This is a genomic window from Saccharothrix hoggarensis (assembly GCF_052936025.1).
In genome coordinates, this window is the sequence record NZ_CP193624.1 from 443,995 (window position 1) to 456,497 (window position 12,503).

11 protein-coding genes are annotated in these 12,503 nt (G+C 73.1%); 3 read left to right on the forward strand and 8 right to left on the reverse strand.

The window, feature by feature from the left end; translation table 11 throughout:
- Positions 1-14 precede the first annotated feature (14 nt).
- The 5 genes from ACRAKH_RS02240 to ACRAKH_RS02260 are packed head-to-tail and all read right to left on the reverse strand — an operon-like array spanning position 15 to position 5,678.
- Positions 15-1,058: an SIS domain-containing protein gene (locus tag ACRAKH_RS02240; protein WP_380729734.1), complete on the reverse strand. Its 1,044-nt coding sequence runs from the start codon at positions 1,056-1,058 to the stop codon at positions 15-17.
- A gap of 28 nt (positions 1,059-1,086) precedes the next feature.
- Entirely contained in the window at positions 1,087-2,556 is a 1,470-nt protein-coding gene (locus ACRAKH_RS02245; RefSeq protein ID WP_447009591.1) for a glycoside hydrolase family 3 protein, read from the reverse strand.
- A 5-nt stretch (positions 2,557-2,561) separates the two neighbouring features.
- A complete protein-coding gene (locus ACRAKH_RS02250; RefSeq protein ID WP_380724265.1) occupies positions 2,562-3,392 on the reverse strand; it encodes a carbohydrate ABC transporter permease in 831 nt (276 codons plus the stop codon).
- Positions 3,393-3,397: 5 nt separating this feature from the next.
- Positions 3,398-4,384 carry a carbohydrate ABC transporter permease gene (locus ACRAKH_RS02255; RefSeq protein WP_380724260.1) on the reverse strand — a complete coding sequence of 329 codons (987 nt, stop codon included), beginning with the start codon at positions 4,382-4,384 and terminating at the stop codon, positions 3,398-3,400.
- A gap of 7 nt (positions 4,385-4,391) precedes the next feature.
- Positions 4,392-5,678: a sugar ABC transporter substrate-binding protein gene (locus tag ACRAKH_RS02260; RefSeq protein WP_380724259.1), complete on the reverse strand. Its 1,287-nt coding sequence runs from the start codon at positions 5,676-5,678 to the stop codon at positions 4,392-4,394.
- A gap of 242 nt (positions 5,679-5,920) precedes the next feature.
- Here ACRAKH_RS02260 and ACRAKH_RS02265 point away from each other — a divergent pair, with 242 nt between their 5' ends.
- Positions 5,921-6,679: a GntR family transcriptional regulator gene (locus ACRAKH_RS02265; RefSeq protein WP_053715905.1), complete on the forward strand. Its 759-nt coding sequence runs from the start codon at positions 5,921-5,923 to the stop codon at positions 6,677-6,679.
- A 9-nt stretch (positions 6,680-6,688) separates the two neighbouring features.
- Positions 6,689-8,149, forward strand: a complete 1,461-nt coding sequence (locus ACRAKH_RS02270) for an MFS transporter (protein ID WP_447009592.1) — start codon at positions 6,689-6,691, stop codon at positions 8,147-8,149.
- Positions 8,150-8,155: 6 nt separating this feature from the next.
- Here ACRAKH_RS02270 and ACRAKH_RS02275 read toward each other — a convergent pair whose 3' ends face one another.
- Entirely contained in the window at positions 8,156-9,091 is a 936-nt protein-coding gene (locus ACRAKH_RS02275) for a threonine ammonia-lyase (RefSeq protein ID WP_380724257.1), read from the reverse strand.
- Positions 9,092-9,627: 536 nt separating this feature from the next.
- On the opposite strand from ACRAKH_RS02275, the gene ACRAKH_RS02280 reads away from it, so the two are divergent.
- Positions 9,628-10,800 (forward strand): S1 family peptidase, encoded by a 1,173-nt coding sequence (locus ACRAKH_RS02280; protein ID WP_380724256.1) that lies wholly within the window; start codon positions 9,628-9,630, stop codon positions 10,798-10,800.
- A 283-nt stretch (positions 10,801-11,083) separates the two neighbouring features.
- Here ACRAKH_RS02280 and ACRAKH_RS02285 read toward each other — a convergent pair whose 3' ends face one another.
- Positions 11,084-11,839 carry a dioxygenase family protein gene (locus ACRAKH_RS02285; RefSeq protein ID WP_380724264.1) on the reverse strand — a complete coding sequence of 252 codons (756 nt, stop codon included), beginning with the start codon at positions 11,837-11,839 and terminating at the stop codon, positions 11,084-11,086.
- Positions 11,839-12,501 carry a thiamine phosphate synthase gene (thiE, locus tag ACRAKH_RS02290; RefSeq protein ID WP_380724255.1) on the reverse strand — a complete coding sequence of 221 codons (663 nt, stop codon included), beginning with the start codon at positions 12,499-12,501 and terminating at the stop codon, positions 11,839-11,841. The genes ACRAKH_RS02285 and thiE overlap by 1 nt, the downstream gene beginning before the upstream one ends.
- Positions 12,502-12,503 lie beyond the last annotated feature (2 nt).

The following is a 12,503-nucleotide window of genomic DNA, read 5'->3' on the forward strand; positions in this document are numbered from 1 at the left end:
GGTTCCGGCCGCCGTCAGCGGGTCCGGGTGACCTTGTTCAGGCCGCGCGGGTTGTCCGGGTCGCCGCCGCGGGCCAGCGCGAGGCCGTGGGCGATGCGCTGCACCGGCAGGATCTCCAGGATCGGCGCCACCTCCTCGGCGGTCTCGGCCACCGGCACGCGCAGCGCCGCCGACACCTTGTCCGAGGCCGACCCCACGGCCACGACGTCCGCGCCGCGCCCGTGCACGGCGTCCAGCACGTCGTGCAGCGCGTCGCCGCCCTGGCCGGCGCTGGTCACCGCCAGCACGGCGGTCTCGGCGTCCACCGCCGCCACGGGACCGTGCAGCAGGTCCGCCCCGCTGTACGCCCGCGCCGCCAGGTACGACGTCTCGGCCAGCTTCAACGCCGCCTCCAGCGCCGTCGGCAGCGAGTACCCGCGCCCGGTGGTGAGCACCCGGTCCACGAACCGGTACCGCCGCACGGCTTCCGCCACCGCGTCGGCCGACATGTCCAGCGTGGCCCGCGCCAGGTCGCCCAGGCCCGCCGCCGCCGACCCGTCACCGCCGCGGATGGCGTCCACCAGCAGGTACAGCGCGAGCAGCGTGGACGAGTACGTCTTGGTCGCCGCCACGGCCTGCTCGACGCCCGCGCCGACGTCCACCGACAGCTCGGCGGCGGCGTTCAGCGGCGACGACGCCGTGTTCGTGACGGCGACCGTCAGCGCCCCGCGCGCCCGCGCCGACGCGGTGACCTCCAGCAGGTCCGGCGACCCGCCCGACTGCGACACCGTCACCAGGAGCACGTCGCGCAGGTCGGGCTGGGCGCCGTACAGCGTGGTCGTGGACGGCGACACCAGCCCGGCGGGCAGCTCCAGCAGCACCTCGGTCAGGTATTTCGCGTACAGCGCCGCGTGGTCGCTGGACCCGCGCGCGGCGAGGAGCACGAACCGCGGCCGGCGCTCGGCGATCGCCGAGGCGACCGACGCGATCTCGGCCCGCCGCGCGAGGAGGTCGGCGAAGATCGCGGGCTGGCGGTCGATCTCGGCCGCCATGTGCCTGCCGGGCTGGTGGTCGGTCATCGGATTTCCCCTGTCAGTGCTCGGGTGCTCAACGGCCGGCGGCGACGTGGCCGGCGGCGACGTGCCCGCCCGCGAGGAGTTCCGCGGCGGCGCGCAGGCACACCCGTGAGCCGCCGTGGGTGTCGACGCGGGCCGCGGCGCCCAGGTCCGGTCCCGGCACGCCCGTCTCGACGTGCACTAGGTCTAGACCAATAGTAACCAGCGACGCCACCAGCTCGCGAGCCCACGCGTGGCGGTGTGCCTCACGCGTCACGACCACCACCGTGCGCCCGCCGGCCGCCGCCGCGATCTCGTCCGCCGACGTCGACGACACCACCGTCGTGCCCGGCAGCAGCTCCACCAGGTACGGCCCGAGGCCCCACGGCACGTCGCCGACCGCGATCGACGGCTCCACCGCGAGGTCGACCACCACCGGCGGCCCGGACAGCCGCGGCTCGCCGCGCACCTCCAGCGCCCGCCGTGCCGCGGCCAGGCCCAACGCCGGGTCGTGCCCGTCCACGGCGGCGGGCGGCGCGCCCAGGGCGGCGGTCCGCCTGGCCGCCTCCTCCAGCCGCTCCACCGGCAGCTCGCCCGACTCGACGGCCGCCACGATGGCGTCCACGAGCCACCGCATCCCGTCGTCGTCCAACGGCTCGCCGCCCAGGCACAGCGCGTCCACGCCGGCGACCAGCGCCCGCACGGAACCCTGCGCCAGGTCGCCGCCGACGGCCTTCATGTCCAGCCCGTCGGTGATGATCGCCCCGGTGAAGCCCAGCTCCTCCCGCAGCACGCGCACCGCGACCGGGTTGAGCGTCGCCGGCTCCGGACCCCACTCCGGCACCACGAGGTGCCCGGTCATGATCGACCGCACCCCCGCCAGCACCGCCGCCCGGAACGGCACGAACTCGACCGCCGCCAGCTCCGCCACCGACCGCGGCAGCACCGGCAGCGCCGCGTGCGAGTCCACAGTGGACGCCCCGTGGCCGGGGAAGTGCTTGGCGCACGCGGCGACCCCGACGGCCTGCATGCCCTCCACGAACGCCGCCACGTGCGCGGCCGCGGCCTCCGGGTCCGACCCGAACGCCCGCACGCCGATCACCGGGTCCTCCAGCGTCAGCACGAGGTCCGCCGACGGCGCGAGGTTCAGGCTCACCCCGCACGCCGCCAGCCGCGAGCCCATCGACGCCGCCACCGACCGCGTCAGCCCCGGGTCGCCCGCCGCGCCCAGCGCGTGGTTGCCCGGCACCTCCGAGCCGTGGCCCGCGTCGAGCCGGGTGACGTCGCCACCCTCCTCGTCGATCCCGATCACGACGTCCGCGCGGGCGGCGCGCAGCTGCGCGTTCAACGCGGCGACCTGCGCGTCCCCGCCGTGCCCGTCGGGTCCGCCCGGCACGACGTTGCGCCCGAACAGCACCACGCCGCCGAGCCCGTCGGCCACCCGCTTCAACAGCCAGTCCGGCGCCTCGGTCCCGTGGAACCCCGGCAGCAGGACACCCGACGCGAGCCGGTGCAACGACATGCGGTCTACCCCTTCACCGCACCGGCGGTGACGCCGGTGACCATCTTGCGCTGCACGATCAGGAAGAACACCAGCACCGGCAGCGTGAACAGCGCCGACGCGGCCATCGCGCCACCCCAGTCGGTGCCGAACGCGGTCTGGAACCCCGACAGCCACACCGGCAGGGTCTGCTTGGCCTGGTCGTTGATCAGCGACAGCGCGAACAGGAACTCGTTCCACGCGGTCACGAACGCGAACACCGACGTGGCCACCAGACCGGGGCCGAGCAGCGGCAGCGTGACCCGCCGGAACGCGCCCCACCGCCCGCAGCCGTCCACCATCGCCGCCTCCTCCAGCTCCAGCGGGATGCCGTTGACGAACCCGCGCAGCGTCCACGCGCAGAACGGCAGCGTCACCGCGAAGTAGATCAGCGCCAGCGCCGGCAGCCGGTCCAGCAGGTCGAGGTCGCGCATCATCAGGAACATCGGGATCAGCAGCGCCTCGAACGGCGCCATCTGGGCCACCAGCATCATCATCACGAAGCCCTTGCGGCCCCGGAACCGCATCCGCGACAGCGCCACCGCCGCGAGCAGGCCGACGACGACCGCCGCCAGCACCGCGCTCAACGACACCAGCAGGCTGTTGCCCAGCGCGCCGAGGAACCCCGGCTTGGCCCACGCGGTGGCGAAGTTCGAGCCGGTCACCGTGAACGGCACCAGGTCGTACCCGCTGGTCAGCAGGTCCTTGCGGGGCTTCAGCGCGGTCGCGACCATCCAGTAGGTCGGGAACGCGAAGAACAGCGCCACGACCAGCGCGACGACGTTGCCCACGATCTTCTTGGGCCGGGTCACCTTCAACGCGGTCACAGCGAGCCCTCCTGGGAGCGGACCAGCCTGCGCAGGTACTGGAACGTGAGCAGCGCCAGCAGCGCCACCATCACCACGGACACGGCCGCCGCGACCCCGAAGTGGCTCTTCGAGATGCCCTCGAGGTACTGGTAGACGGGCAGCGTGGTGCTGCCGCCGTCCGGGCCGCCCTTCTTCATCGCCCAGATCTGGGCGAACACCTTGAAGTCCCACAGCAGCGACAGGAACGTCACCATCAGCAGCAGCGGCCGCAGCTCCGGCCACGTCACCGAGCGGAACGTCTGCCACGCCGAGGCGCCGTCGATGCCGGCTGCCTCGTACTGGTCCTTCGGGATGCCGATCGCGCCCGCGTACAGCGAGAACGCCAGGAACGGGATCGCCTGCCACACGATCAGCAGCCCGATCACGGCCAGCGTCGACGTGCCGGTGGAGAACCACGAGTACCCGGCGAAGGAGTCGAACCCGACCTTCACCAGGGTCTTGTTGAGGATGCCGTACTGCTGGTCGAAGATCCACTGGTAGACGGTGGTCGCCGCGAGCAGCGGCATCGCCCACGCCAGCAGCATCGCGACCTGCAGGGCGATCCGCACCACGGGGCTGATCTGCCGCATGAGCAGCGCGATCAGCAGGCCCGCCACGACCGACGCGGCCACCACGACCGCGGTGAACACGACGGTGCGCACGGCGATCGCCCAGAACGCCGGGTCGCCGAGGATCTCGGCGTAGTTGTCGAAGCCGGTCCACACCACCTCGCCGCGGGTCAGCTCGCGCAGGTTCAGCCTGCGGAAGCTCGTGACCAGGACGGAGAGGACGGGCCAGCCGATCAACCACAGGATGGCCACCAGCGCGGGGGCCAGCAGCAGGTAGGGCAGCGCCCGGTCGAAGGCGCCACGACGACGCGGCGCGCCGTCCGGTGCGGCACGCCGCGGCGCCGACGAGTGGTTCGTCGGCACCGCGGCGTCGGTCGTGTTCACGGCCGTCATGCGATCGTCATCCGCCCAGGGTCTTCGACAAGGCGGTGTTGGCGTCGGCCGTGGCCTGGTCCAGCGTCTTCGCGCCGGTCAGGTAGGCGGTCAGCATGTCCTTCAGCGGGTTCTGGCCCGCCTCGACCGCGGCCCACGCCGGCGTGGTCGGGGTGACCTTGCCGTTCGGGGCGGACTCGGCCAGCGCCTTGCCCAGCGGGGTGGTGGCCAGCTTGGACGTGTCGGTCGAGGTGCCGGGCACCGCGCCGCCCTCGGCCAGCATGTCCTGGTACTTCTTGGAGCTGAGCAGCTTCAGGTACTCCTTGGCGAGGTCGCTGTTCTTGCTGCCCGCCGGGATCGCCAGGTTCGAGCCGCCGAGGAACACCGGGGCGGTCTTGCCCGCGGTCTTCGACGGGATCGGGAACGCGGCGGTCTTCTCCTTCAGGTCCGGGTTGGCCTTGACGGCGCCCGCGAGCTCCCACGGGAGACCGATCATCATGCCGACCTTGCCGGTGCCGAACACCTCCATCTGCTGCGGCGTGGCCTCGTCGGCGTCCTTCGGGGCCTTGGTGCCGGAGGTGTCGACGAGCTTCTTGTAGAAGTCGACGCCCGCCTTGGCCTCGGGGGTGTTCAGGGCGCCGGCCCACGCGGAACCCTGCGCCTTGGCGACGTCGCCGCCCTCGTCCCAGATGAACGACAGCAGGGCGTACCAGGACTGGCCCGGCAGGTAGAGGGACTGGAACTCGGGGTCGGCCGCGTTCGCGGTCTTCAGCTTCTCGATGGCGGCGACCCACTCGTCACGCGACTTCGGCGTGCTCGTGATGCCCGCGGCCTCGAACAGGTCCGTCCGGTAGATGACGGTGCGGTTCGCGGCGTAGAACGGCAGGCCGTACTGCTTGCCGTCCCAGGTCAGCGAGTCCTTGAGACCGCCGAGCCACTGGTCGCCGTTGAGGTTCGAGACGTCGCCGCTCAGGTCGAGCAGGGTCTCCTCAGCCGCGAACTTCGCCGTCTGGGTGTTGCCCAGCTCGATGACGTCCGGCGGGTTGTTGCTGGTCAGCGCGGTGGTCAGCTTCTCCTGGATGCCGTTCCACTTCTGGACCTCGTACTTGACGGTGACGCCGGGGTGCGAGTCCTGGAACTCCTTGTTCAGCGCGTCGGTCAGGGTGGTCGGCGCGGAGCCGTCCATCAACCAGACCGTCAGCGTCTTGGGTTCTCCGGAGTTGCCGCTGTTGCCGCCGTCAGAGCTCGTGCCACATCCGGCCACGGCCACCGCGAGTGCGGCGGCACCTACGGCCAGTCCTCTCCAGCCCTTCACGTTGTGCGCCCTTTCCCCATGCCCCGATCCCACGACCGGAACGACCAAAGTGGTGTAGACCAATGCGGCCTAGAGTGTGCCTCGCCACAGGGCATGTCAAGGCCGTTGCTGGACCGTTGCAAAGTCATCGGAGCAATTTCCGGGCCCTTGTCGGGGGTTCGGGCGCACGATCCGACGTGGACAAGGCATCCTGTGTCCGGGAGCGCTGTCAAGGTCGGCTGGCAAGGGGCGAGGAGGAAGGCATGCTCGAAACGAGCCCTGCGACTGGCGTGGACGCCAGGACTCGCGCGCAGCGCGAGCCGAAGTACTGGGGACTCAAGAGGCATCTGCTCGACCTCCTGCGCGCGCTGCCGCCCGGATCTCCGATCCCGACCGAGCGGTCGCTGGCCGCCGAGTTCGACGTGTCGCGGACCACGGTCCGGCAGGCCCTCGCGGAACTCACGGTCGAGGGCCGGTTGCTGCGCGTGCAGGGCAAGGGGACGTTCGCCGCGGAACCCAAGGTGGCGCAACGGCTCCAGCTGTCCTCGTACACAGAGGACATGAAGGCGCAGGGCAGGCAGCCGTCGTCGCGCCTGATCGAGGCGTCGGAGATGGCGGCGGAGGCCGAGCTGGCCCGGCTGCTCGGCGTGCGGGCGGGCGCGAAGGTGCTGCGGCTGCACCGGCTGCGGCTGGCCGACGGCGAGCCGATGGCCATCGAGACGACCCACCTGGCGCTGGGCCGCTTCCGCGGGCTGCGCCGGTACCTCGCGCCCGGGGCGTCGCTGTACCAGGTCCTGCGCGAGCGGTTCGGGGTCGAGATGGGCCACGCCGAGGAGACTATTGAGACGGCCCTCGCCTCGCCCGAGGAAGCCGAGCTGCTCGGCGCCGACATCGGCCTGCCGATGCTGCTGCTGTCGCGCCACTCGTTCGACACCGAGGGCAACCCGGTCGAGTGGGTGCGGTCGGTGTACCGCGGCGACCGGTACAAGTTCGTGGCCACGCTCAACCGGCCCGCGGACTAGCGGTCCGCCGTGGCCGAGACGGTGGTGTGGGGCACGGGCCGGGCGCGGGCCGTGCTCGCCACCACCATCCTCGGCTCCGGCATGGCGATGCTCGACAGCACCATCGTCAACATCGCCCTGCCCCGCGTCGGCGCGGAACTCGGCGCGTCCGTCGCCGGCCTCCAGTGGATCCTCGACGGCTACCTGCTCGCCCTCGCCTCGCTGATCCTGGTCGCCGGCTCGCTCGGCGACCGGTACGGCCGCCGCCGCGTCTTCACCTTCGGCGTCGTCTGGTTCGGCGCCGCCTCGCTGCTCTGCGGCCTGGCCCCGACCACGGAACTGCTGGTCGCGGCGCGCGTGCTGCAAGGCGTGGGCGGCGCGCTGCTCACGCCCGGCTCGCTCGCGATCCTGCAGTCGGTGTTCGTCCGGACGGACCGCGGCCGCGCCATCGGGGCCTGGTCCGGCCTGTCCGGCGTGGCGACGGCGATCGGGCCGCTGGTCGGCGGCCTGCTCGTCGAGGCGTGGTCGTGGCGGCTCGCGTTCCTGGTCAACCTGCCGGTCGCGGCGGTCTGCGTGTGGCTGGCCCGCCGTCACGTGCCCGAGTCGCGGGACCGCGAGCTGACCGGCCACCCCAACATCGGCGACTCGGTCATCGGAGCACTGGGCCTCGCGGGCATCACCGCCGCCCTGGTCGAGGCGCCGGTCCGGGGCGCCGACGCGGTGGTCGTGACGGCGGCCGCGGTCGGCACGGTGTCGCTGGTCGCGTTCGTCGTGCGGCAGCGCCGGGGCCGCGACCCCCTCGTGCCGCCGACGTTGTTCGCCAACCGGACGTTCGTGCTGGCCAACGCCCTGACGTTCCTCGTCTACGCGGCGCTCGGCGGGGTCATGGTGCTCATGGTCCTGCAACTCCAGGTGTCGCTGCGCTACCCGCCGACGACCGCCGGCCTCGCGAGCCTGCCCATCACGGTGATCATGCTGGCGCTGTCCGCGCGGTCCGGGAAGCTCGCCCAGCGCATCGGCCCGCGCGCCCAACTCATCGGAGGACCGGTCCTGATCGGGGTCGGCATGCTGATGCTGCGGTGGGTCGAGCCGGGCGCGGGCTACTGGACCGGCGTCCTGCCCGGCCTGCTCGTGTTCGGCGTCGGTCTCGCCGCGGTGGTGGCGCCGGTGACGGCGACCGTCCTGGCCGCCGCGCCGGACCGGTACGCGGGCGTCGCCTCGGGCGTGAACAACGCGGTCGCCCGCACCGGCAGCCTGGTCGCGGTGGCCGTGCTGCCCGCGGTGGCGGGCCTGACCGGCGCCCAGTACGCCGACCCGGTCGCGCTCACCGCGGGCTGGCGGACGGCGCTGCTGGTGTGCGCGGCGGCGTCGGTCGTCGGAGGCCTGCTGGCGATCGGCGCCGACAACGACGTGCTGCGGGCCGACCCGGAGCCCGCCCCCGAGTGCCACAGCTGCGGCGTCGACGCCCCGCCGCCGCGCGTGCGCGACTAGCGCGCCTCAGAGGTACCGGGCGAACACCTCGGGGTCGACGTTCCCGCCGGACAGCACGGCCACCGTCCTGCCCGAGGCGGCCCACCCCGTCGGCCGCGCCAGGTACGCGGCCAGCGCCACCGCGCCGCTGGGCTCCACCACGAGCCGGGCCTGTCGCGCCGCCCGCCCGATCGCCGCCCCGATCTCCTCCTCCGACACCGTCACGATGTCGTCCACGTAGGCGCGCATGTGCGCGAACGTCAGCTCGGACGGCTCGCTGCGCAGCCCGTCGGCGACGGTCCGCGCCCGGTCCTCCGGCGACCACTGGACCAGCGCCCCGGCCCGCAGGGACTCGGCGGCGTCGCCCGCGAGCTCCGGCTCGACGCCGACCACCCGGGTCGACGGGCTGAGCGCCTTCACCGCGGTCGCCACGCCGGAAATCAGCCCGCCGCCGCTGACCGGCACCAGCACCGTCTCCACGTCGGGCAGGTCGGCGACGACCTCCAGCCCGATGGTGCCCTGCCCGGCGATCACGTCGGGGTGGTCGAACGGCGGGATCAGCGTCGCGCCCCGCTCGTCGGCCAGCTCGCGCGCCCGCGACTCGCGCTCGGTCATCGGCACCTCGACCACCTCGGCGCCGTGCGACCGGGTGGCGACGACCTTGACCCGCGGCGTGGTGTCGGGGACGACGATCACGGCCGGCACGCCGAACAGCTTCGCCGCGTACGCGACGGCCTGGGCGTGGTTGCCGCTGGAGTGGGCGACGACGCCGCGGGCGCGGACGTCCTCGGGCAGCCGGGCCAGCGCGTGGTACGCGCCGCGGATCTTGAACGCGCCGACGGGCTGGAGGACCTCGGGCTTCAGCCAGAGCCCGTCGTCGAACCGCAGGAGGGGTGTGCGGACGACCGCGTCCTTCACGAGGTCCGCGGCGGCCTGGATGTCGGAGAGGGTGACGAGTGCCATGCCACCGATGATCCTCACCCCGGTGGCCGCGTGAGAGGTGCACCGGCCGCAACCGGAACTCCTGCGGTCTCACCCGGCCGGGGCAACATCTTTCACACGTACGGGGCTGGCGCAGCCGAATCCCTTACTTCTGGCAAAACCGCCCGAATCGGTGATCGAATCACTACCTTGAGTGAGAGTTAACTGTCAAACGCTACACAGCGCAGTCAACCCGGCGTGGCCTGTGACACACTTCGCCCTCAGATGGCCCGGACCGTCATAGGTCACAGGGTCATAACGTCGCTCGAACGGGTGAGTACTGGTCGGTAGGCGACCGGGGAGGAGGGCACATGCGACCGCGCAGAGCCCCGCTCGCGCCGTTCGACGGCGGGACTTCGGAGAACCGGACGGTGGCCCGGGCAAAGACCCGGGCGAGAAGTAAAGGGGTGGGGCGACCCCTGCCGCCGCCCCACCGCCCGTCCCCCTAGAGCCCCCGAGAGCGGTCCCTGCAACCAGGCTCTCGGGTTCCCTGCACCCGAAGATGAGGGAGACGCCTAATGAACCGCACGAGTGCGGCCCGCCTCGCCGTGGCTGCCCTGCTCGCCACCGGCGCGGCTACAGCTCTCAGCGTACCGGCCACCGCGGCGCCCGCCGCGCCCCAGGCGGCAACCGCCGCGGACACGGAGAGCTACCCGGCCGAGTTGCTCCAAGCGGTGCAACGCGACCTCGGCCTGACCGCCGAGCAAGCGCGCGTCCGTCTGGCGAATGACACCAGGTCGGGTGACATCGAGACCAAGGTGCGCGGCGCGCTCGGCGACTCGTTCGCCGGTGCGTGGATCGACTCGGCGAGCGGCAAGCTCACCGTGGGTGTCACCGACGCGGCGAAGGCCGACGCGGCGCGCGCCGCCGGCGCCGACGCCAAGGTCGTCCGGTACTCGCACCGCAGCCTGACCGGCACGAAGGCGGCCCTCGACCGCCTCACCGCGCCGGCGTCCATCACGGGCTGGCGGGTGGACGACGCGTCCAACAGCGTCGTCGTGGAGGTCAACCGGAACACGCGTGACGCGGCGGCCGACCGCTTCCTGGCCGACGCGGCGGCGTTGAGCCCGGCGGTGCGCGTGGAGGAGGTCGCGGAGTCCCCCACGACCCTGTACGACACCCGCGGCGGTGACGCGTACTACATGGGCAGCGGCGGGCGTTGCTCCGTCGGCTTCTCGGTCACCGCGGGCGGCTACGTGACGGCGGGCCACTGCGGTCGCGTCGGCACCACCACCTCCGGCTACAACCGGGTCGCCTCCGGCTCGTTCGCGGGCTCCTCGTTCCCCGGCAACGACTACGCCTGGGTGCGCACGAACAGCAGCTGGACCTCGCGTCCGTGGGTGAACCGCTACAACGGCACCAACGTCGTGGTGAAGGGCTCCACCGAGGCCGCGATCGGCGCCACCATCTGCCGCTCCGGCTCCACCACGGGCTGGCACTGCGGCACGGTCCAGGCCAAGAACCAGACGGTGAACTACGGCACGTCCGGCATCGTGTACGGCCTCACGCGGACCTCCGTGTGCGCCGAGCCCGGCGACTCCGGCGGCTCGTACGTGGCCGGCACGGGCTTCGGCCAGGCCCAGGGCGTGACCTCGGGTGGTTCGGGCAACTGCTCGACCGGCGGCACGACCTACTACCAGCCGGTGAACGAGATCCTGGGCGCCTACGGCCTGCGGCTCGTGATCGGCTGACCTGCACCAGGCGGACGCGCGGTCGGTCCCTGCGGGCCGCGCACCCCGTGACGGACACCCCTCGGGCCCACGCCCGGGGGGTGTCCGCGTTCGGGGGAAACCGATCGGGAGACGCGGCCGGCCGGCGGGACCCGGCCGGCCGGCCGGGAGGCCCGGTCAGCCGGCGGGACCCGGCCAGTCGGGAGACGCGGCCGGCCGGCGGGACCCGGCCGGCTGGCCGGGAGACCCGGTCAGCCGGCGGGACCCGGCCAGTCGGGAGTCCGGCCGGCCGGGGACCGGCCCGTCAGGCGAACTGGACGGACCGCTTCGACAGCCCGTACCAGAAGCCCTCGACGGTGGTCGTGGCCTCCGGCGCGGTGCTCGCGCCGAGCGAGACGAACAGCGGCGCGAAGTGCTCGGTGCGCGGGTGCGCGATGCCGGCGGCGGGCGCCTTGCGCTGGAAGTCCAGCAGCGCGTCCACGTCGCCCGCGGCGAGCGCCCGGCCCGCCCAGTCGTCGAACTCGGCCGACCACGACGGCGGCACGTAGTCCGGGCCCGCCGACATGTCGACGCAGCTCAGGTTGTGCGTCATGAACCCGCTGCCGACGATCAGCACGCCCTGCTCGCGCAGCGGCGCCAGCCGGCGGCCCACGTCGAACAGGTCGCGCGGGTCGAGGCTGGGCATGGACATCTGGAGCACCGGGACGTCCGCCTCGGGGAACATCTCCTTCAGCGGCACGTACGCGCCGTGGTCCAGCCCGCGCCCCTCGTCGCGCGCGACGGGCCGGTCGAGGAGCCGGGTGACGTCGTCGGCGAGCGCGGGCGCGCCCGGAGCCTCGTAGGTGACCTCGTAGTACCGGCGCGGGAAGCCGTAGAAGTCGTAGGTGAGCGGCACGGTGGTGGTCGCGCCCACCGTGAGCGGGTTGTTCTCCCAGTGCGCGGAGACGACGAGGATCGACTCCGGGCGTGGCAGGGTCGCGGACCACGACTTCAGCTCGCCGGTCCACCGCGGGTCGTCGGCCAGCGGGGGCGCCCCGTGGCCCAGGTACAGCACAGGCATCACACCGACGACTGTACGCCCTTTAGTTGAAGTTTCAACCAGGATGCGGCGGCGCGGGGGTCCTCCGCCTCCGTGACGGCCCGCACGACCACGACCCGGTCCGCGCCCGCCGCCAGCACCTCCGGCAGCCGGTCCCGGTCGATCCCGCCGATCGCGAACCACGGCCGCCGCACGCCGTCGCCGGCCGTGGCCCGCACCAGGTCCAGCCCCGGCGCCGGACGTCCCGGCTTCGTCGGCGTCGGCCAGCACGGCCCGGTGCAGAAGTAGTCCACGCCCGGCTCCACCGCCGCCGCCCGCGCCTGGTCGACGTCGTGCGTCGACCGGCCGATCACCACGTCGTCGCCGACGACCCGCCGCGCCACCGGCACCGGCAGGTCGTCCTGCCCCAGGTGCAGCACGTCCGCGTCCACGGCCAGCGCCACGTCCGCCCGGTCGTTCACCGCGAGCAGCGCGCCGTGCCGCGCGCACGCCTCCGCCAGCACCTCCAGCGCGGCGATCTCCTGCTTGGCCTCCAGCCCCTTGTCCCGCAACTGCACGATGTCCACGCCGCCCGCGAGCGCCGCGTCGGCGAACTCGGCGAGGTCGGGGCGGTCCGGCGTGCAGAGGTAGAGCCGTGCGTCGGCGAGCCGCCGCCTGATCTGCGTTCCGTCGAGTCCTGGCACGG

Bases quoted from the DNA above. Each gene is read 5' to 3' on its own strand.
- ACRAKH_RS02240 (WP_380729734.1), bottom strand. From the start codon at position 1,058: ATGACCGACCACCAGCCCGGCAGGCACATGGCGGCCGAGATCGACCGC.
- ACRAKH_RS02245 (WP_447009591.1), bottom strand. From the start codon at position 2,556: ATGTCGTTGCACCGGCTCGCGTCGGGTGTCCTGCTGCCGGGGTTCCAC.
- ACRAKH_RS02255 (WP_380724260.1), bottom strand. From the start codon at position 4,384: ATGACGGCCGTGAACACGACCGACGCCGCGGTGCCGACGAACCACTCG.
- ACRAKH_RS02265 (WP_053715905.1), top strand. From the start codon at position 5,921: ATGCTCGAAACGAGCCCTGCGACTGGCGTGGACGCCAGGACTCGCGCG.
- ACRAKH_RS02275 (WP_380724257.1), bottom strand. From the start codon at position 9,091: ATGGCACTCGTCACCCTCTCCGACATCCAGGCCGCCGCGGACCTCGTG.
- ACRAKH_RS02280 (WP_380724256.1), top strand. From the start codon at position 9,628: ATGAACCGCACGAGTGCGGCCCGCCTCGCCGTGGCTGCCCTGCTCGCC.
- ACRAKH_RS02285 (WP_380724264.1), bottom strand. From the start codon at position 11,839: ATGCCTGTGCTGTACCTGGGCCACGGGGCGCCCCCGCTGGCCGACGAC.